General features: G+C 40.6%; 17 protein-coding genes and 1 pseudogene. 9 read left to right on the top strand and 9 right to left on the bottom strand.

Features of this window, described 5'->3' with window-relative positions; translation table 11 throughout:
* From V7K42_RS08110 to V7K42_RS08100, 3 genes are all read left to right on the top strand, one after another.
* On the top strand, positions 1-1,984 hold a 1,984-nt coding region (locus V7K42_RS08110), incomplete at its 5' end, for an FG-GAP-like repeat-containing protein (RefSeq protein ID WP_334915144.1).
* A 1,013-nt stretch (positions 1,985-2,997) separates the two neighbouring features.
* Entirely contained in the window at positions 2,998-6,006 is a 3,009-nt protein-coding gene (locus V7K42_RS08105; protein WP_334915142.1) for a peptidase domain-containing ABC transporter, read from the top strand.
* Between the two features lie 154 nt (positions 6,007-6,160).
* Positions 6,161-7,744, top strand: coding sequence for an HlyD family efflux transporter periplasmic adaptor subunit (locus V7K42_RS08100; protein ID WP_334915140.1), 1,584 nt, complete (start codon positions 6,161-6,163; stop codon positions 7,742-7,744).
* A 307-nt stretch (positions 7,745-8,051) separates the two neighbouring features.
* On the opposite strand, the gene purQ is transcribed toward V7K42_RS08100, so the two are convergent.
* Both purQ and purS read right to left on the bottom strand, forming a co-directional pair.
* Positions 8,052-8,726 carry a phosphoribosylformylglycinamidine synthase subunit PurQ gene (gene purQ / locus V7K42_RS08095; RefSeq protein WP_334915139.1) on the bottom strand — a complete coding sequence of 225 codons (675 nt, stop codon included), beginning with the start codon at positions 8,724-8,726 and terminating at the stop codon, positions 8,052-8,054.
* Between the two features lie 157 nt (positions 8,727-8,883).
* Positions 8,884-9,162, bottom strand: coding sequence for a phosphoribosylformylglycinamidine synthase subunit PurS (gene purS / locus V7K42_RS08090; protein WP_094332891.1), 279 nt, complete (start codon positions 9,160-9,162; stop codon positions 8,884-8,886).
* Positions 9,163-9,305: 143 nt separating this feature from the next.
* Here purS and V7K42_RS08085 point away from each other — a divergent pair, with 143 nt between their 5' ends.
* Positions 9,306-9,710, top strand: coding sequence for a Fur family transcriptional regulator (locus V7K42_RS08085; protein WP_334915137.1), 405 nt, complete (start codon positions 9,306-9,308; stop codon positions 9,708-9,710).
* An 82-nt stretch (positions 9,711-9,792) separates the two neighbouring features.
* Here V7K42_RS08085 and V7K42_RS08080 read toward each other — a convergent pair.
* Both V7K42_RS08080 and cobU read right to left on the bottom strand, forming a co-directional pair.
* A pseudogene (locus tag V7K42_RS08080) lies at positions 9,793-10,362 on the bottom strand (Uma2 family endonuclease).
* A 173-nt stretch (positions 10,363-10,535) separates the two neighbouring features.
* Complete coding sequence (gene cobU / locus V7K42_RS08075) at positions 10,536-11,111, bottom strand: bifunctional adenosylcobinamide kinase/adenosylcobinamide-phosphate guanylyltransferase (protein ID WP_334915135.1); 576 nt, start codon at positions 11,109-11,111, stop codon at positions 10,536-10,538.
* A gap of 469 nt (positions 11,112-11,580) precedes the next feature.
* Here cobU and V7K42_RS08070 point away from each other — a divergent pair, with 469 nt between their 5' ends.
* The 4 genes from V7K42_RS08070 (at position 11,581) to hpsU (ending at position 15,019) form a co-directional block, all read left to right on the top strand.
* Positions 11,581-12,390: a hypothetical protein gene (locus V7K42_RS08070; RefSeq protein WP_334915133.1), complete on the top strand. Its 810-nt coding sequence runs from the start codon at positions 11,581-11,583 to the stop codon at positions 12,388-12,390.
* Between the two features lie 134 nt (positions 12,391-12,524).
* Positions 12,525-13,457, top strand: a complete 933-nt coding sequence (locus V7K42_RS08065; protein WP_334915131.1) for a glycosyltransferase — start codon at positions 12,525-12,527, stop codon at positions 13,455-13,457.
* A gap of 20 nt (positions 13,458-13,477) precedes the next feature.
* Positions 13,478-14,434: a glycosyltransferase family 2 protein gene (locus V7K42_RS08060; RefSeq protein ID WP_334915129.1), complete on the top strand. Its 957-nt coding sequence runs from the start codon at positions 13,478-13,480 to the stop codon at positions 14,432-14,434.
* A gap of 3 nt (positions 14,435-14,437) precedes the next feature.
* Positions 14,438-15,019, top strand: coding sequence for a hormogonium polysaccharide biosynthesis acetyltransferase HpsU (gene hpsU, locus V7K42_RS08055; RefSeq protein ID WP_334915127.1), 582 nt, complete (start codon positions 14,438-14,440; stop codon positions 15,017-15,019).
* Between the two features lie 156 nt (positions 15,020-15,175).
* Here hpsU and V7K42_RS08050 read toward each other — a convergent pair whose 3' ends face one another.
* The 3 genes from V7K42_RS08050 to V7K42_RS08040 form a co-directional block, all read right to left on the bottom strand.
* Positions 15,176-15,868, bottom strand: a complete 693-nt coding sequence (locus V7K42_RS08050) for a manganese catalase family protein (RefSeq protein WP_334915125.1) — start codon at positions 15,866-15,868, stop codon at positions 15,176-15,178.
* 760 nt (positions 15,869-16,628) lie between these two features.
* Positions 16,629-18,011, bottom strand: coding sequence for an oxygen-independent coproporphyrinogen III oxidase (gene hemN, locus V7K42_RS08045; protein WP_334915123.1), 1,383 nt, complete (start codon positions 18,009-18,011; stop codon positions 16,629-16,631).
* Positions 18,012-18,150: 139 nt separating this feature from the next.
* Positions 18,151-18,867 (bottom strand): biliverdin-producing heme oxygenase, encoded by a 717-nt coding sequence (locus V7K42_RS08040; protein WP_334915121.1) that lies wholly within the window; start codon positions 18,865-18,867, stop codon positions 18,151-18,153.
* 113 nt (positions 18,868-18,980) lie between these two features.
* Here V7K42_RS08040 and V7K42_RS08035 point away from each other — a divergent pair, with 113 nt between their 5' ends.
* On the top strand, positions 18,981-19,241 hold the full coding sequence (locus tag V7K42_RS08035) for a hypothetical protein (RefSeq protein WP_334915120.1): 261 nt from the start codon (positions 18,981-18,983) through the stop codon (positions 19,239-19,241).
* Positions 19,242-19,567: 326 nt separating this feature from the next.
* On the opposite strand, the gene V7K42_RS08030 is transcribed toward V7K42_RS08035, so the two are convergent.
* Complete coding sequence (locus V7K42_RS08030; RefSeq protein WP_334915118.1) at positions 19,568-19,987, bottom strand: hypothetical protein; 420 nt, start codon at positions 19,985-19,987, stop codon at positions 19,568-19,570.
* A gap of 14 nt (positions 19,988-20,001) precedes the next feature.
* Positions 20,002-20,946: a hypothetical protein gene (locus V7K42_RS08025; protein WP_334915116.1), complete on the bottom strand. Its 945-nt coding sequence runs from the start codon at positions 20,944-20,946 to the stop codon at positions 20,002-20,004.
* Positions 20,947-21,507 lie beyond the last annotated feature (561 nt).

The raw sequence follows: 21,507 nt of genomic DNA, 5'->3' as shown, positions 1-21,507 counted from the left end.
CGGTGACGGGAAACTAGACTTGGTTGTTGCTAACTCTGATGACAACAATATCTCGGTGCTGCTGAACGATGGCAGTGGCGGCTTTGGCACACCCACCAACTTTGCAGTTGGCACAAGTCCCCGTTCCGTTGCCGTGGCAGATTTTGACGGTGACGGGAAACTAGACTTGGTTGTTGCTAACTCTGATGACAACAATATCTCGGTGCTGCTGAACGATGGCAGTGGCGGCTTTGGCACACCCATCAACTTTGCAGTTGGCACAAGTCCCCGTTCCATTGCTGTGGCAGATTTTGATGGTGACAGTAAAGTGGACTTGGTGGTAGCTAACTCCACTGACAACAATATCTCGCTACTACTAAATAATTCCAATTCCGATCCCACAGACTTGATGTTGAGTGCTTTAGCAGTGGATGAGAATGTGGCTGCGGCAAGCGAAATTGGTACTTTCACCACCACTGACCCAGACACTAATGACCAGCACACCTATAGTTTAATAGCTGGTACTGGCGATGCTGATAACGCTCTATTCACCATTGTCGGCAATAGCCTACAAATAAATAATTCCCCTGACTTTGAAAGCAAATCAACTTACAATATCCGGGTAGCTAGCACCGACCTTGGTGGACTCTCCTTTGAGAAAGAGCTAGTTATCGATATCAAAGATATTAACGAAAAGCCCACAGACTTGGAATTGACTGCTGTAACTGAAAATGTAGAAGCAGGAAGTGAAATTGCTACTTTCACCACTACTGACCCAGACGAAAACGATAAACACACTTATAGTTTTGTGGCGGGTGTCGGCGATACTGACAATAATGCATTCATCATTGATGGAGATAAGTTAAATATTAAATCTGATGCAATTAAATCTAGTTATAAAGTTCGCGTCCGCACCACTGACCTTGCGGGACTTTCTTTTGATAAAGAGTTAGATGTTAAGATTGATGGTTTTGGGTCTACTACAAATACCCAGATAACAACAATTTTCCAACTAGTTAACATTACTCAAAATATCTTTATAGTCGATAGTAAAGTTAAGGGTAAAAAAGGAAAGCTCTCTCTGAAGATTAAAAACAACAATGCTAAAGAGGTGAATGAACTGTGTGTATTTGCCGTTGACGATGATGAAGGTAAAATTAACGGCATAGCCCCTGGTGCAGAGGGTTATACCAAAGTTGCTCTAGAGCGTTCTAAGGTGATATTGTCCTCCATTGCTAAACTGCCCAAGGGTTTTAAGAACGAAGACCTGAAAAATATCTTAGAATTCGAGTCTGGTACAAAACTCAGATTCTATCTAGTATCCAACAGTACTACTCAGGCTGTGCTATCTGGAAAAACTTCTTTATCAAGTGTCGTTTTTTCCTCCGCTACAAATAACAGCACCCAAGAAGAAGGGTTTTCTCTCAACTTCCAGGATTTTGTTGTGACGGTTCAGGCAACAGGAGAAGAGGCATCTTTAGGTACTGGTCTACAAGGCAAATCTCAAGGTGAACTGATTGATTTACGAAGTGTGACACAATCAGTAACAGCTGAGTTTGCAGTCAACAGAGAAGCGTATTACAACAACTTTGTCGGCTTCTATCAGGTGGCTGATGAAAATGGTGGTATTGATACTAATGGTGATGGCAAAGCAGATATTCTTGTTGGGCAAGCTGGTTACGCCGAAGCTGCTGTGCGTGGGCGCGTTGCAGGTGTTGACTTGGCGGTGGACAACCAAGGTACGGCAAATTACACTGGCACCTTCGGGCCGAATTCTTTGTTTGCACCATTTATTATTGTCGATGGTAAACCCGATGCTATTCTCAAGGGCAAGGATAATAAGAAGGTTTACTTCTCATTCTTGGGTGCTAACTCAGATAAGGTAGATCACATCCGACTGTTGGGAAATAATACCTTTGGTTTTGAGGATCTACCAAATGGTGGTGACAAAGATTACAACGATGTGATAGTACAAGTAAAATTGAGTGTCAGTGCTACGGTTTAATATTAAATGCAAGTAATTACTTAGCAAAATCAAACAACCTCATCCCGGTTGCGGGGTGGGGTTGTTTGATGTGTAGCGATTAAAATAATTCGTAATTCGTAATTCGTAATTAAGTAATGCAACTGCGATTTAGACCCCGCTACGAAACAAGACGTTGTTAGTTGTGGGGGACTTAAACCCCCCCACAATTTGTTAAATAGACTCGCTATTAATTAAACTAGTAAATTTACTGAAGGCAGTTATTGTCTTTACTTCATAAATTTAATAGTTGATTCCTCTAGGATTATAAAAAATCTTCACCTTGACTTTTCTAGTTAATTTTGATGAAATTAAGCTACTAAAAAGTGATGGAGAATTCTTTCATAAATTGGGTAAGGAAAGCTTACTATCTTCCACCATAAATGATATTGTCAATCCCTATATTCAAGAATTTGGGGACTTCCAAATAAAAAATATCCCAAATCTTCTTGTGGGACGGGCAAGATGCCCATTCCACAAAATGGATAATTTATTTCTTGGAAAGCCCTTGTCAAAAATAATTCAGAAATTTAAAGTTTTTTTATTACATAATTCTGAATTAGGGTATTTACTTAGGAAAGCATCTGTGATACTTTCAAGTTGATTATCACAAATTAAAATATGCAACGCTAAATGTAACAACCGCGTTTATGTGTATTAGTTTGAGAATAAGTATCTATCTTGCATACTTGCAATGCTAAATATTGATTTTAAGTTTGTATAAATTATGTGCCGTTAACCAAGCGATAACTTGTCCTCGATCCATTTACACTATGCTTTATTTTGAAAAACGCATAACAATCCTAACCATGCGATCTAAAGACAGGTCTGTAATTAGACGAACTCACCTCTGTGATTTTACATATTTAGGTACTTGGATTACACAGAAGTCTTGCCACTGCTGGCATAAAACCAAACATTGCCACTGTTAGTAAAAGAGATACTCCCTAATATTTTTGACTTAATTCCTCACTTTTACCTTCGACTGGTTTTATATGACTTATATTAAGAACACTTTTCTTGAATTTATCACCACCTTAGAAGGGTTCGATCGCTTACCCGATGGAGCGATCGCTAATCTATCAGACCAACTGCAAGCATTTCGCTATCGGATCGGTCAGAAAATCATCGGTAAAGAAAGTCTCCCAGAACGCATCACGATCATTTATGAGGGACAAGTGCGCCTGTTGGGATACGATCCCCAGACGCAAATGCCAATCACCCTAAAGTTGCTACAACCGGGAGAAATTGTCGGTGAAGTTGGTTTGTTGCGCGATGTCGCTTGTGAGACTGCGATCGCCTCCACCGAAGTAGTATGTTTAACCTTGAGTGCATCGGCATATTTTAGTTTTCTCGCTTCATACCCAGCTTTTGCCGAAGCCCGCAAGAACCGCAGTTATTTGATTGAAGTTTTCGATATTCTTTGTTCCTATTGGCAAAAGCAAGCGATCGCTACTTTAAATCTCAGAGAACTCACAGAAAACGCCTTACCACAGGCGAAAATCCATTACCTCCCACCAGGAAAAACTGCATTCAATCAACTGGATAGCGAAAGCGTCTGGTTTATAAGTGGCGGTAGTACAGTAGCGAATTTATCACCTGGCGATCGCCTAGAATCAGACGATGACAGAGACAAGATTCAGGTTATAGGTCAAAACCCCGCCCGGTTGGTTGGTATACATCCGTCAAATTTGCTCTTAGAAGATAGTCATGAAATAGTACTTGCGGTAAGTAATACCCAATTAGATAGCCAAGATGAAGATGAATTAGATATCCCTTACGCATCAGACGAAATAGTTCCCCAGACAGCCCCCGATACCTCAAAGAGTTCGTCAAAACAAAAATACCCGTTTTTTAGTGGTAAGGGAGAATTAAATACAGCCTTCGCTTGCTTCCAAATGATCGCGAAGCATTTAGAAATGCCATTTCGTCGAGAAGTGGTTCGCCGCATTTTAACCGAGCAAGTCAAACGTCAGGGGACTATATCGTTTCAAGTTACTGCTTATCTGGCAGAATTAATCGGACTTAAGGCGCAGCTCATAGAAATACCAGTCGCCTCAGTGACGCGCATTCCGACACCAGCATTGATTCGCTATGGTGATAATTTTGCAGTTTTATATGCAGCAGATTCAAATACTGTGGTTGTGGGTGTCCCATCCAAAGGAATTGTGCGCTGTAAACCTGCTCAATTGGTTGAACAATTAGATGTCGATCCAACCAACTTTCCACCCCAAGCTAGAGTATTACTGCTCAGTGCTACCAACCAAACACCCCAAGAACGTTTTAGTTTACGGTGGTTTCTACCCTATTTGTCCCGCCACCGTCGAGTCCTGATAGAGGTCTTTATTGCCTCCTTCTTCGTGCAGTTGGCAGCATTGGCAAATCCTCTAGTGGTTCAGTTAATTATCGACAAAGTTATCACTCAAAATAGTATTGGCACACTACATATTTTGGGAGTTTTGCTATTAGTAGTCGGACTATTTGAAGCAGTACTGACAACCTTACGAACCTACTTATTTGTCGATACCACTAACCGCATCGATATGGGTTTAGGGTCGCAAATTATCGACCACTTATTACGTTTACCACTGCGCTACTTTGAACGCCGACCGGTGGGTGAACTTTCAACTCGCATTAACGAATTAGAAAATATTCGCCAATTCTTGACGGGTACTGCCTTAACAGTAGGGTTGGATGCTCTGTTCTCGGTGGTTTATATCGGTGTAATGCTAATTTACAGTTGGCAACTCACTCTGGTAGGCTTAAGCACAATTCCCATATTTATCGTAATCACCTTAATTGCTTCTCCCACCATTAGCAGACAGTTACGTGCCAAAGCCGAACGCAACGCCGAAACTCAATCTTATTTAGTAGAGGTGATGTCAGGAATTCAAACCGTAAAAGCGCAAAATATTGAATTGCGATCGCGCTTTTCTTGGCAAGAACGTTACGCTCGGTTTGTCGCTGCTGGCTTTAAAACGGTTGTAACTTCCACCCTCGCTAACTCCACCAGCAACTTTCTCAACAAACTTAGCAGTTTACTAGTTTTGTGGGTAGGAGCTTATTTGGTACTGAAACAGGAATTAACTTTAGGCGAACTAATTGCCTTTAGGATTATATCTGGTTACGTCACCAGCCCAATATTACGTTTAGCTCAACTTTGGCAAAGCTTCCAAGAAACAGCCCTGTCTCTGGAACGTTTAAGCGATATTGTCGATACGCCACAAGAAGGAGAAACAGACCGCTACAATATCCCCTTACCAACGATTAAGGGAGCAGTAAAATACGAAAATGTTTCCTTCCGATTTGGGACAAGTGGGCCTCTGCAACTTTCCAACGTCAACCTCGAATTTCAGCAAGGTAAATTTATCGGCATCGTCGGCCAAAGTGGATCTGGTAAAAGTACGATGATGAAATTGCTGCTGAGACTTTATGAAACCGAGTCCGGCAGAATTTTGATTGATGGGTATGATATAGCCAAAGTGGAACTTTATTCACTGCGACGACAAATTGGCGTAGTTCCCCAAGAAACCTTGTTGTTTGACGGTAGCGTTCAGGAAAATATTGCTCTGACGAATCCCGATGCGACAACCGAAGAAATTATCGAAGCGGCTCAGGTTGCGTGCGCCCACGAGTTTATCATGAACTTGCCCAACGGTTACAACACGCGGGTGGGAGAACGGGGTTCTGCACTTTCAGGTGGACAAAGACAAAGAATTGCGATCGCTCGCTCTGTTTTACAACGACCAAAATTATTAGTTTTAGATGAAGCCACTAGTGCCCTAGACTATCCTACAGAACGGCAAATATGTCTCAATTTAGCCAAAGCATTTAAGGGAGATACAGTATTTTTTATTACCCACCGATTAAACACTGTGAGTAATGCAGATATGATTGTTGTGATGGATAATAGCAGGGTTATAGAACAAGGTAGCCATCAAGAACTAATGGCTACGAAAGGTCATTATTTTTACTTATATCAGCAACAAGATGTGAACTTATAATTAGTCATTGCTGCGGGCATAGCATCAAAGGATTTTCAGTTTGACCAATATTTCAGAGATGTAGCAATAATAGTAGGTGGGTATATTAAAATCAAGCTTTTCGGCATCAGTAAACATTGCACATTCTACAAAAAATCCAACATCCAAAATCATTATGACTCAACTTAATGGGAATCACCTCAACGGCAATCAGAAAAACGGTAATCAGAAAAATGGAGTTAAACAAGATTCACCGATACTTACAAAACAACAGAAAGCTGCTCAAGAGTCTTTAATTAACTCAAGTAGTCAGGAATTTGAGCAATCAATTGTCTTGCGCCAATCTCCAGTTTGGTCGCGGACAATCATGATTACTCTGATGGGGTTAGCCTGTTTTGGAATTGCTTGGGCTTATTTTGCCAAAATTGAGCAAGTAGTGCCAGCAACAGGACAATTAAAGCCGGAAGGGACAGTTAAAGAAGTCCAGGCTCCTGTTAGTGGAGTAGTGAAAACGGTTAATGTTAAAGATGGACAAGTAGTAAAGGCAGGAGATTTATTGCTGACTTTTGATTCTATTGCCTCTGTTGCTGAATTAAATTCTTTGAATAAAATTCGCGTTGCATTAATTAAAGAAAACCAGATTTATCGCCGATTGATGAGTGCAAGTACCGCCACAGGAACAGAACTGTTATATTTGCGCGGTAATTTACCACAAGAAACTACTTTCCTGCTGAAAAGTCGGGCAGCGATAGTATCAGAAAATGACTTATTACGGACTCAATTAAGAAATTCTGGTCAAGATTCTACGCTAGGAATTGATGAGCAACAACGTCTACAAGTTGCCAAAAAAGAGTTAGATTCTCGGTCTGCTGCGGCGCAATTGGAAGTAGAAAAAACCAGGAAACAACTTAGTCAAAATCAATTTAAGCTGGAAGATAGTAAATCAAGTTTAGCTATTCAAGAGGGGATTTTAGCGAAACTGAAGATATTAGCAGAAGAAGGCGGTATTTCTCAACTTCAGTATCTCAATCAGCAACAAGAAGTACAAAACCGCACGGCGGAAGTAGCCCAACTAGGTGAAGAACAAAAACGTCTCCAGTTTGATATAGAAAAAGGACAACAAGAGTTAAGCAATACAGTGGCTGTTTCTGATAAAAACGTTTTGGATAAGATCGCTGATAACAAACAGCGGATTGCCGCAATCGATAGCCAATTCATGAAAGTTATTCTAGATAATGAACAGCATTTGGCAGATGTCAATAGTAAAATATCTCAATCACAGTTAAACGTTAAATATCAAGAACTCCGTGCGCCTGTAGCCGGAACAGTTTTCGATTTACAAGCAAAAAACCCTGGATTTGTAGCGACTCCGACGACAAAACTACTGCAAATTGTCCCGAATGAAAATTACATAGCTGAAGTTTTTATCACCAACAAAGATATCGGTTTTGTCCGAAAAGGCATGAAGGTAGATATAAGAATTGACTCCTTTCCTTACAGCGAATTTGGCGATATCAAAGGGGAAGTTATGGGGATAGGTTCAGACGCATTACCACCAGACCAAACACATCAGTTTTATAGGTTTCCGGCAAAGCTGCATTTGGATAAACAATCTTTAGTAATTAAGGGTAAAAATGTGGATTTGCAATCAGGTATGTCAATCAGCGCCAATATAAAAGTACGCGAAGAACGAACTGTACTTAGTTTATTCACTGAGTTGTTTACCAAGCAAATTGATAGTCTTAAAGAAGTACGTTGAAAAGGAGGCAGTGTTGCTACTCCCGCATTTCTCACAAGCTTGAGGGGCAGAGGGGCAGACGGGCAGAGGGGCAGAGGGGAAAGAACTTGGTATTTGAACTCTCCCCTGCTACCCTGCTCAAGCGCAGGCTTAATCGAGATGTGGTGAGAAATGCGGGTACTGCCTCTCTCGTTATTTTGTAAAAGTAATGACTATGATGGGCTATTTGGTGATGTAAATTTATTGTTCGATCGCTATCTGTAGAAGTATCTTCATCTATCTTTCTGAGAGCGATCGCTAAATCCCAACCAGTCGCCCAATATTTTCTCTAGGCTAATGCCGCTACCTTCTCTAGCAAGCCCTGAAACAACCTCAAGCCATCACTATTCCCTAACATCGGGTCAGATGCCCTTTCTGGGTGCGGCATCATCCCCAACACATTGCCCTGACGATTGCAAATCCCGGCAATGTTGTTCAATGAACCGTTGGGATTCTCCCCTGCATAACGAAACACGACTTGCCCGTTAGCTTCAATTTCAGCGAGAGTGGCTTCATCAGCGTAGAATCGACCCTCGCCGTGGGCAATGGGCAAAGTAATAACTTCATTAGTGGTATAAGCTTGCGTCCACGAGAGATTGGTACGCTCAACTTTCAAGGGGACGCGATCGCAAATAAAATGCAAATCCCGATTTCTGGTTAGCACCCCTGGCAATAGTCCAGCTTCAGTTAATACCTGAAAACCGTTGCAAATACCAATGACAAACTTATCTTTTTGAGCATGTTCCACAACCTGCTGCATCACAGGTGAAAAACGTGCGATCGCACCGCAGCGCAGATAATCCCCGTAACTAAAGCCACCAGGGACGATGAGGACATCCAAATCAGCAATGTCTGTTTCTTGATGCCAAACCATGCGAGTTGGTTGTAAGAGCAAATCTCTAGTTACATAAGCAACATCGCGATCGCAATTAGAACCCGGAAAAACAACAACACCAAATTTCATGATTAGGGAATGGGGAATTGGGGAGCAGGGGAGCGGGGGAGCGGGGGAGTAGGGGAGCAGGGGAGCAGGGGAGCGGGGGAGCGGGGGAGCAGGGGAGAGTTGTAGTAATGTTTCCCCAGTCCCCAGTCGCCAATCCCCAGTAGCCAATCCCCAGCCCCTAAAAGACTCCCGTTTGGGTTTCGACCTCAATCAACTCAAAGCGGTAGTTTTCAATTACGGTATTTGCTAGCATTTGGTCACAAATGCGATCGAGGTCTTGACGCGCTTTCTTTTCTTCAGTCGAGGTGATGGTGAGTTCAATGTACTTGCCAATCCGCACCTGTTCAACGTTATCGTATCCCAGTTGCTGAAGACCGGATTGTACAGCCACACCAGCAGGGTCTAAGACTGAAGGACGAAGCGTAACAAAAATTTTAGCTAGATACTTGGTTTGCACGGCTTTTGCTGAATGCTGCGATCGCTATACTATAACTTTCTGTTCCAACTGAGTGAAAATAAGATTACGAAGCGGTTAAAGTTAATTGATCGATTAGCCTATCTAACAGCTTCAACTACAGTGGCATATTTAAATAATTGTCTATGAGAGCTATACGCACCCGCAGTCAAGAGCGTATTTTCAACTTACTGAAAACCATCAAGAAAGGTATTTCAGCCCAGGATATTTACGTGGAACTACGTAACACCAATCAGAGTATGGGTTTAGCAACGGTTTACCGCTCTTTAGAAGCCTTAAAACTCGAAGGCATGGTACAAGTGCGGAATTTGGCTAATGGTGAAGCCCTGTATAGTTTAGCGCAGCAAGACAAACATCACCTTACTTGCTTGCAATGCGGTGTCTCAATTCCGATTCATCAATGCCCCGTCCATGACTTAGAAGACCAGTTAGAATCCAGCCATAAGTTTAAAGTTTTTTACCACACCCTGGAGTTTTTTGGGTTGTGCAGCCAATGCCAGGTAAATCAAACTAATGCGATTGGTCAATAGTCATACCAATTCTATGAGAAGAATAAAGCGTGTTTTACTTCAAAAGTATGACTCCTAACTTATGCTGTAATAAATGCTTTATTCAAACAAAACTCAACCAACTAAATACGTCTCCAACTGTTAACTGCAAATTTTCCAAAATACTCAAAACGGGTAAAATATCTTGATTTTCTTTTAATTCTGGTAATTTGTTGGGTTCAAAAATCATGATTGACTCATCAGCAGAATCAAGCAACCAACCTAGCTTCGCTCCATTTTGAATAGAAAATGTGATTTTGTGGATAACTCGGTTGGGTGATTGCTCTGGTGAGAGAATTTCAATTATCCAATCTGGGGGGATTTCAAATTTATTTGTAATTCTTCCATTAGAAAGCAATGGAATTCTTTGCCATTCAAAAACTGCAATATCTGGTACTATTGAACAGCCTTTAAATGTACAGCGTAATTCAGGAAAGGCATAAGCAATTTTTTGTGGTTTAGCAATCTCGTTAATAGCTGTGACTAAACTGCTTTGTAAAGTACTGTGTTCTCATTGTGGCATAGACTTTTGGTATATTTTACCGTTAAAATACTCACTTGCTGGTTTTGTTTCTGGTAGTTGTAAGAACTGTTCTACATTTAGGACTGTGGTTGGCTGAATAGATAATGTCATAATTTACAACTTATCAAAACTTGATTATTTGATGACGAGAAGAATTTGACGAGTAGTGCGTAGGCATAGCCTGTCATTGACATTATGAGTAATTTACTTTGATTCCTGAAATTATTTGCGTAGGTAGGGAACAGGGAATAGGGAACTCTTAACAGAAAAGAAGGGTATAATAGTTAAGAATCTTGACTCCTAAATGTTCCAGCATCCTCTCTATTTGGCAATGGCGAACCAAGGACACTGAGATTGAGAACATGACCACCAGTAACTAAATAAACAGTTTCGCTAAATGTAGCTAACTGGCGCACTAATGAACCCAAGCGATCGCGGAACATCCTCCCCAGGGGATAAGCTGGTACTACACCCCAACCTACCTCTTCTGCTACAAACACGATATCAGCAGCAACCAGATCCACTGTCTCTAATAACTCCGCAACGATATTTTCCCAGCTAGATTTATCCTCTTCTAAGAGATTAGCAACCCAAGTTCCTAAAGAATCAACTAAAAGGCAGGTATAGGGTTTGGCATCAGCAAGGGTAGCAGACAGTTCTATAGGTACAGATAGAGTTACCCAATCTTGGGGACGACGTTGTTGGTGTTCTAAGATGCGTTGATGCCATTCTTGGTCATCTGTGTTATCGGTGGCTGTTGCTACGTAAACAACTGCTTTCCCTGAGTGCATAGCCAGAGTTTCCGCCCATTCACTTTTACCAGATCGTGCTGGCCCTGTTACTAGGATGATTTTACCCAAAGTTATTTTCTGAACATTTTAACAATATATAGACTTATACAAAACTTCATCCGGTAGGGGCAATAGCCTACGGAAGCCGCTTTGCGTCTAAATAAATTGCCCCTACCTAAAAATCAGGGTTTCGGTTATTCTTTGCGTAAGTGCTGAATAAGTAGCTAGTTGCAATTTATCACCACAGTTTTTACTTCCTCGCTGAGATTTTTGGTTTCAAATAACTTTTAAGAGATAAAATTAGCACCAGCACCATTCAAAATTTATAGTTCATAATTCTGTTTCATTCAGGATTTAAATCCCACCGCAAACGGGACTACCGTCATTACGCACCGGGTAAAAACCCTTTTTAATTACGAATTACGAATTACGAATTACGAATTGGATTCATGTCACAAATGGCAAAAGCCGAAAATCCCAACAACCCCATTCTTAATTATTCAACACCATCGGGGACAGCAAAATTTAGGATGTCTTTATGAACGCAGGCTTAAAACGCATAGAAGCAACTTTACACGATTTAGGGAATCGCGGCACTGCCTCTGCCGCCGAAGCAGGTGATTCGACGACAAAACGACCTTTTTCCTTTAGAATCAGTGTCGGAGCCAACGAATCCACAGAAAGTACACAAAGTCAATCATTTCAGGAAGAACAAACAGTTGATCTGGGCATAGAGACTGAGAGTGATTATCCAACTGATCAAAATTTCTTTCCTCACCATGACTCTGTGCAAACCTTTCAAGCAGAAGAGAATGGTGGCAAAACACCCAGCCTACCCAAGTTGAAAACTCCGAGCTTTAGTAACCATCGCCACGGAGCAAATCCAGCATTGGCGATGAATCTATTGCAAGAAATTCAGGAAACTGTCGCCGGTTGGCAAATAGAATTGCAAAATATTTTAGAGCAAATTCAGGATATTTACTTAGAAGGCCCAATTGTCAATGGCTGGTTAGAATCCAATCCCAGCGAACCAGAACCGGGAGGAACTGCAACTCTACGCCATGCAGAAGTTGACCGCCTGATGAACTACGTAGAAGAAATTTGCGCTTCTGGTGGGAAAGTATCTTATAAATCATCAATTACTGGCTACCGCCTCTGTGGTGTAGACGATGCAGGTAAAGTCTGGTCGCGCCCATGTCCGGCGGATCAGGTTCCGAATGTTAGTATGGCGATCGCCCGTTACCAAAAGTTACGTCAACTGTTGGGGCGCAAGCAATCTTTAGAAACCCGCCTGAGTCAACTGGCTCAAACACTTGTAGTTTTACACAGTCATATTCAACAAACGTAAAGTTTTAAAGATTATTTCCGAAGAAACTCGGTTGGTGGGTCGGTAATTTTTGGTTTAGATTAACTCTCAGCAGGTGTGCGTTGGATTTAAGATTTTTATCTAAAATCCCAAATCTCAAATCCAAAATAAAATCTATGCCAGACACCCAAATCTCTGCCATTATCTGTACCCACAATCGAGATACCTATTTAGGGCCTGCAATTGATAGTCTTTTAGCGCAGGATTTTGCTGCTGACTTTGAAATTGTGATAATTGATAATGGGTCTAGCGATCGCACCCGTGAGGTTGTAGAACAAAGGGCCCACAATCCGCGCCTGAAGTATGTATTTGAACCCACCATTGGTTTATCTGTCGCCCGTAACACAGGCGCAAAAGTAGCTAATGGTGATATTCTTGCTTATTTGGATGACGATGCTGTTGCTAGCCCTGGCTGGCTACAAGTTTTATATTTTGCCTATTACAATAATTCTAAACTAGCGATCGCAGGTGGCAAAGTCACTCTCTTATGGCCCCCAGGAATCGAACAACCACGGTGGTTATCTCCAGGACTAGCTGCAAATTTGGGTGCATACGACTTGGGTGATAGTAACATCTACATCGAGCAACCTGGCTTAACACCCAGAGGCTTAAATTACTCCATCCGCCGCAGTTTCCTAGAAGAAATTGGCGGTTTCGATCCTCATCTCGGTCGAGTGGGGAAAAATCTATTATCAAATGAAGAACTGCAAATGACCGAATTTGCCCTACAGCGTGGTTGGCAAGTCGCTTATCTTCCTGAAGCGCTAGTTGCTCACAATGTTGCCCCAGAACGTCTACAACGCACCTGGTTTTTAAACCGAGGCTGGTGGCAGGGTATCAGTGAATGCTATCGAGAACAACTCGCTGGTAAAGCTGGAATCGCTCAATTGCAGCGAGGTAGCGAACGGTTTTTGCGTGGCTTGTATAAAGCATTGCAATATTTTTCCGATCCAGCAGAACGGTTTGACAAACTTGTATATGCTTACGGTCAGATTGGTTACTTAAATGCTGCTATTCAAGGTCTTTTATTCACATCAAATAAGAAATAATCACTAAGATTTATCCTGTTATGTCATCTAAAATACCAGTTTCAGTACTAATTCCAGCAAAAAACGAACAAGCAAACTTGCCAGCCTGCCTCGCTAGCGTCAGCAGAGCAGACGAAATATTTGTAGTAGACTCTCAAAGTACAGACAACAGCATTGAAATTGCCAAAAGTCACGGTGTAAATGTCGTGCAATTCAACTTCAATGGACGCTGGCCTAAAAAGAAAAATTGGTCTTTAGAGAATCTCCCTTTCCATAACGAATGGGTGCTAATTGTCGATTGCGACGAACGCATTACCCCAGAACTTTGGGAAGAAATTGACCAAGCAATTCAAAATGAAGAATATACAGGTTATTATCTCAACCGCCGCGTATTTTTCTTAGGAAAATGGATTCGTTATGGTGGGAAATATCCCGATTGGAATCTCCGTTTATTTCAGCATAAAAAAGGTCGCTACGAAAACCTACATACAGAAGATATTCCTAATACTGGTGATAACGAAGTTCACGAACATGTGATTTTGCAGGGCAAAGTTGGGTATCTCAAAAATGATATGCTCCACGAGGACTTCCGCGACCTTTATCACTGGTTAGAGCGTCATAACCGTTATTCCAATTGGGAAGCCAGCGTTTATTTTAATATTCTCACAGGTAAAGACGATAGCGACACCATCGGCGCGAATCTATTTGGTGATGCAGTCCAACGCAAGCGCTTTTTGAAAAAAGTGTGGGTACACCTGCCATTTAAACCCTTTTTACGGTTTATTTTATTTTATATAATTCAACGCGGTTTTTTGGATGGCAAAGCCGGATATATCTATGCACGCTTGCTGAGTCAATATGAATATCAAATTGGCGTTAAACTTTACGAATTACGCAACTGTGGTGGTCACTTAAATACTGCAACTACTCCGAAGGAAGAAGCAGGGAAGCAGGGGAGCAGAGGAGCAGAGGTAAAGCTATTAACCATTGATTCTTGACAAATGACCAATGACCAACCTTTCGTAGATTTACGTAAATATGACCAATCTTGGTTTGATCGGGGGCGGCCAAGTTGGTATGTATTGTTATGGTGGCTTGTACAAGCGATCGCATTTCCCCTCACTCCTCAACCATTAAATATCCTACGTTGTGCCTTACTACGATTATTTGGCGCTAGCATCGGCAAAGGCGTATTAATTCGACCCACCGCCCGCTTCACCTATCCCTGGAAAGTTACTATTGGCAACTACAGTTGGATTGGAGATAACGTAGTTTTATACAGCCTCGATCGGATTCACATCGGTGAACACTGCGTAGTTTCCCAAAAAAGTTATTTGTGTACTGGTAGTCACGATATCCAAGATCCTGCCTTTGGATTGAAAACAGCGAGTATCACTATTAACAACGGTGCATGGGTAGCAGCAGATTGTTTCGTTGGGCCGGGAGTGCAAATTGGGGCTAATGCTGTGATTGGCGCTCGTAGTACTGTTTTGACTAATATGCCTTCTGGACAAGTTTGTTGGGGAAGCCCCTGTAGTCCCAAGACGAATCGGATAAAACTCGATCTCCCCACAAACCCATGATTATTATAAACAACAGTAAGGCAGCACAGTTAACTGTGCTGCCTTACCTTTTCTACTTTTCTAGATGGTATCGAACCCCCAAAACTTATCCCGCAATTCCTCTCTTTGCAACAACGAAGTTTGGTAAATAGAGGAATTGCGGAAGTCTAAATAGAATTAAGAGTGACTTTCTTGGGGGTTAGCAATGTATTTGAATGTTGGCTCAGAATTCCAAGGGCCACGCTCATCTTTACCATCACCATTTGTAGATAGGTTGTAGTAGAGAGCAACTGTTTCATCTGGCTTAACATTACCAAAGAATGGATCTGTCAATTTACCCAGCGAATCTAGAGCTTTCATAAACATCTGGGTATGAGAAATTTCTCGTGTTAACAGATGGACTAAAGTCTCTTGAGTTCCTTTGTCAGTTGCTAATTTGATCAATGATTCGTAAGTCTGACGAGCGCCGGCTTCTGCTGCAACGTTAGCTCTTAGATCGCGCACGACATCTCCACCCTCGTTCAAGTAGCTTGCAGTCCAAGCAATACCCTGGCTATCTAGAAAATGAGGTCCAATTCCTCGAACTGCAAACAGAGTACTCTTATAAGCCTCGGTTTGATCCACATTTTTAGTATGAGCTTCAATGAGTTTACCAACCATTTCTAAATGGCTGAATTCCTCGATTGCAATGTCTTGGAGCATGTCTTTAATTCCAGCATTTTCTACATGGAAAGATTGCACCCAATATTGCAGGGCCGCACTAAGTTCTCCAGTAGCTCCGCCAAACTGCTCTAGAAGTAACTGAGCAAAACGAGGGTTTGCTTCACTAACATTAACTGCATGAATAGGCTCTTTTTTGTGAAAAAACATAGATTTACACTTCCAAAAATTATGATGTTAGTAAAGTGGATTATTGGTCTTTTCATATTTTCCAGTGAGAGCTAATTTGATGTTTGATAGCTTCTCAACCTGGTGTACTAGAAGACCAATAAAATACAGTAGTCATTTCAGTGATGGTAACTGCCAATAACTACCTCAACAATCTCACTTATATCTAAGTTACCAACTCTGATTCCAGATTCTTTCTACCAGATGGGGTAAATGATAAATCCAAAAGTTAGACAAAAGAGTTTACATCAAAATTTGAATAGAAATTTTGCATTTATTGGTTTAGTCTTCGTAGCATAAAAATGCTCAATGATTTTTTGGTGACAAAATAAATCGTAAATTATTGATTTTCTTATCTATTAGGTTTTACTAAAGTTTTGAAGCTAACACAATTTCCGATTTTTGATAGAAATTTTTAATCTTAATTCAGCTATATCTATCTGAAGGTGTGATTATATTATCTAACTTTTTGAAGATGTAGAAAAAATATTTAGTCATTAAGTTGAGTAAAATTTAATAAAATTTATTTTTGATCCTTTTTATTTAAAAATTAAATGAATGCTGTGATGCTAAAAAATTAGCTCACCAACTTCTTTAATAAGTCGGCGAGCTAAAAACTGTAAAATTTCACCAATGATTAAGTAAGGTTATGGCTCAATACAGTTCATTTAGCGATGTTTTGCCTTGGAATATCCCTTCAATATCTCTTTTTAAGAAGGGTTAGGCAGAATCAACGACTGTTTTAAATAGCACGGGAGAATTTTGTCTCTCGCATTTTAGTGTGAGTATCAAATATAACGGCAATATTTCTGACTAGTAATCTACCGATGTCTGTAATCTGGATCTGATTTTTTGATAAACTGACCAGACCATCAGCTTCTAGTGGTTTTAACGCCTCTAGTTCGTCAGAGAAATATTCATCAAAATTGATCTGATATTTGTTTTCAATATCTTGCTTATACAACTGGAAGTGAGACATAATCCCCATGATTACATCCCGCCTGATAATATCATTTTGAGTCAGCTTGACACCTTTGCTAACAGGTAAATGACCTGATGCAATTGTCTGATAATAATCCTTTAATTCCTTGTGATTTTGAGCATAAGCATCTTCTAACATACTAATGGATGTAGAACCAAAGCCAAATAACTCTGTCTCTGCGTGGGTAGTGTAGCCCTGAAAATTGCGCTTTAGAGTGCCATTCCGTTGAGCGATCGCTAGTTCGTCATTAGTTTTAGCAAAGTGATCCATTCCAATAAAGAGATATTGGTTATTGGTCAATTCTTCAATGGTCATTTTCAGAATATCTAACTTTTCCTCGGCTGGTGGTAGCGCCTCTTGAGGAATATTTTTTTGTGTCGGTTTGAGCCACGGAACATAGGCAAAATTAAAGACAACAATTCGGTCAGGATCTAACTCAATTGTCTTCTTCACCGTTTCTTGAAATGTCTCGCGGGTTTGATAAGGTAAACCATAAATTAGGTCTACATTCACACTTTCAAACTTAGCTTCTTTGACCCAACTCATGACATCAAAGAGCATTTCTTCTGGCTGAACACGATTCACAGCTACTTGAACTTGGCGATTAAAATCCTGAATGCCGAAACTAATGCGATTAAACCCAATCTCTCTCAGAAAGAAAATGTAGTTTTTATCAACATAGCGGGGATTAATTTCAATTGAAATTTCTGCTTGTGGATCAATGTTGAAATAGCGATTGATGTTTTTCCATAAAAATTCTATTTGGTGATGCTCCAAGTAATTAGGAGTGCCGCCTCCCCAATGGATTTGCAACACTTTTCTGTCGGAATCGATTAAAGCTGCGGTATTTTTAATGTCTTGTACCAAAGACTCCACATAAGGTTTAGCAATATTTTTGTTGTTAGAAATTACTGTGTTACAGCCGCAGAAGTAGCAAGCACTTTGGCAAAAGGGGATGTGGAAATATAAACTTATAGGAGTTTTGCGTTGATTCGATGCTGCGATCGCGGCCTTAAAATCAGTTTCAGTGAATGTTTCGCTTAACTCTGTAGCGGGCGGGTAACTGGTATATCTAGGTGCGCGAGTGTCGTACTTTTGAATCAGATTCAGATCAAACTTGACACCAGGTAATAGAAAAACCATTGAGTTGCTTTCCAATGAATGTATGGGGAGTAGGAAGTTAGGAGTTAGGAGTTAGGAGTGGGGGGAAATAACTAACGCCCAATGACAAATGACCAATGACCAATGACCAATGACCAATGACCAATGACCAATGACAAACTTAATTAGCCGCAGCTATTTCAGTGCTACCTGAATTTTGGGAACGAGTTAGACTATTAAACAGGACTTGGCCGAGTGCTTTAATTAAACTTCCCTCTAACTCTTGAGCCATCTGCAAATTGAACCCAAAGGCATTATTCGCTTCTGCAACAATCCGTTCTGCTGTTATATCATCAACGGGTAATGCATTTAATGCCTGACGATACTTATCCTTAAATGCCTTTTTGTCAGGAATTTGCTCAAAATTGTAAAAAGACGTGCCTTGGTAGCCAGAAAGCTTTAGGGCTGACTGAGCAACTTTTTGTAGCATTTGACCCCCAGAAAGATCGCCCATGTAGCGAGTGTAGGTATGACCTAGCAATAAGGCCGGTTCACTAGCAGAAATTTCCCGAATGCGGTCAATGTACTTTTGGGTAGCGGATGAGGGTGTAATTTGCTCCCTCCAATTATCCCCATAATAGAACACCATATCTTTTTCGAGCGAGGATTGGCGATTAAGTTCAGGAAAGTAAACTGCACTAATCACAGGATGTTTTAGATGGCTATCTAATGCCGCTTCTAGTTCGCTGTAGACGTAATACAAGTTGCTTAAGAACTTGGCAAAGCAGTCTCTATCCACAACTCCTTGCAAAAAACATTTCATGAATCCCACATTTTCTGCTGATGTGTGGGCTTGTTGAGTTCCAGAACGCAGTTTAATGGCGAGATTGCTACTCATTGTTGCTTCCTTCATTTTCAAGCACAAGGTTTCTGGACAGTCACGCGACTCAGGATGCCTGCCAGTTCTAGCTAAAAGATTGTTATTCTAGGTTTAGAGAGGATCTGCATCGAATGGCACTAAGAAAAGGGAAAATCGTTGAGGCAGCAGGGGTGCAGAGGAGCAGAGGAGCAGGGGAGAAAGAAGAAGTTTTAGGTATTGCGTTCGGATATTTAGAAATTCCCCTCTGCGCCCCTGTCCCCTGCTCCTCTGCAATCCTTACGCTGCATACCCTTCAGCTTAACTTAGTGCCATTCGTATCTGCATCAGTCTATCCAGCAAATACCACTGCCGATGTAGATCCAGGTATTTTTATTTCTCCTAAGATTATTTAACTATTAATTTATATATAACTATAAAGATATTAGTATTTATTTATGTTTTACTGATGCTCATGTTCAAGCACATTTCAGTTGAGTAGTAATAAAACTGATTTTGGAATAGGCATTTTAACTCTCCTGAAACGATGAGCAATAAGTTTATTTATCACAATTTGCTTTCAATAATTTAACTGATGCTTCCAAATAACTATTTATGCTTATATAACGCGATCGCGGAGAAACAGATACACCATGCTCATTAACCATCAGACTGGAGCGATCGCACCGCTTAATAAATCAATAAATATTGATATTTCCTCTTCTCAATAATTCAAGCAATCTTATACTCCTGCAAATCTAATCACCACACGAGCAAGGCTAATAAAAAAATTCAACACTTTCTCTACTTGAATTGCAGCATCAATATCTTGTTTGATATCTCGCAGCTCGGCAATAATTTGGTCGCGATCTGGACGGATCAAGACTTGTGTGAACAGAGCCGCTCTCACTGCATTGAGCGCATCCTGACATTGTTCAATAGCTTCGTATAGGATATTTCCAAGTTCCCAATTTTCTTCATCTTCTGCTTGTAATAGTGCAAATTGTAATCTGAAAAGAATGTTTTTTAGGTTTTTTTCTGCTTGTTGAAAAACTTGTAGATCGATAGGTTTACCAGAAGGCAACTTTGCTATCGACTCAATGCTATTAATAATCTGGTTGATTTGTTCTTTAATCTTGTTTAGGCTAGTTGAAGTAATCATTTTGAACTATCTCCTTATGATGAACAGTCGAGAGGTTGAGATTCAGAAGTTGTAGGTGGGAGATTCTGTCTTTGTTTGTTTAACATATCGTTTAGGATGGGATCTTCCTGAATTGCTGTTTTAATCTCTTTGATTCTTACATTTACAGCAATAATATCTGCACCAAAGCTAGAGGCTATTCCTAAAGCTGTAGTGATTTTTGCAACAATTTCGTCAAAGCTTACATCATTGTATTTTTCAATGACTTGGGAAAGCTTTGCTCCTGTATCGGCTGTCAGCAAAAGTTTAGCTCTGGCTTGACAAATCATTGTTTTATCTTCTATATTGACGCTGAGTAACTCATCTAAAAGTTGCTCCGCCTGATTTGAAATTTGTGTTTTTTCTTCCTCAGAAGTAGCATTCTGAAATTGCGTTCTGAGTTTGCTAAACCGAAAAAGAATCACAACTCGATCTGGATTTTTCGGTGAAGGCGGATCTTGAATAATCAGTTCAGCTAGAAGTAGCATTTTGACAGTTAATTGCCTAGAAGGTTTAGCTGCTCTAGCAACTGCACCTGCTTCAGTGGCTAATAATCCTGCTTGTTCAATGTTGTTAAAAGTCTCGCCTGCTACGATATATTCTTGCTTAAGATCGTTGAGAACGTTATTAACAGGACTTGGGCGGGTATTTGTTTGAAGTTGATTTTCAATTATATTCGATACTTGGTCTATATCAGCAAAGTCTATATTGCGATCGCTTAAGAGACTTCTTACAAGTATTTGCCGCCGTTCAGCTGTTGAGCGTGGTAGAGGATTGAGTTGATAGATAGTTTTGACAGATTCAATCGCATCACTTGCCTGAATTTTAAAGTTCAGTGCCGTCAGTCGCAGTACCGCTCTCCTCTCTGGACTGCAACCGCTTAGAGCAATACTCATTATCAAGAAAAGCAGCAAACTTTTTAATTGAACTGGATTTTTCATCAAGTAGCCTCAGAGAGTGTTGCAAAAGTCAACCAGAGAGATAAGGAATGGCTGAACCAGAGTTCATATTTACAAAGCAAGCGCTAATAGCATTCTAAGAGGATGTTTGAAAAATCTTTGGTAATGTATCAAATACTTTTAGATCCCCTTAAATCCCTTTTAAGGGGGACTTTGATTCCGTTTCCCTCCTTTTTAAGGCAGGGCTGTTTCATTCCATTTCAAAAAGGATTTGTCAAGATGGTTAGCGAGAAAATTGTAAGTGAGGTTGATGAGAAGATGAACTTTTAAGCACTTGAACAACAGTAAAATTGTTCATTCTTCTTGGCAATATTTTCTACCTCAAAATTAAAATTATTGAGAATTGCTTAGTGATTCATTTCTTTGATAAAGTGCAATGGCTACACCCGTCAAAAGCATCGCGTTTTATAAGATGATATTTGAGGGCATATTTAGCACAGTGAAGCATATAAGTAGCTGGGCGGGAAAATTTATAACTATGTAACGAAAAGTTAATTAGAACGATTAAAGTCAAATTTGACACGTTTTGTACTGTAGTTTCCT

This window comes from Nostoc sp., assembly GCF_036917455.1.
In the GTDB taxonomy this organism is placed as follows: domain Bacteria; phylum Cyanobacteriota; class Cyanobacteriia; order Cyanobacteriales; family Nostocaceae; genus Nostoc.
This window is presented reverse-complemented; position numbering and strand designations above follow the sequence as displayed.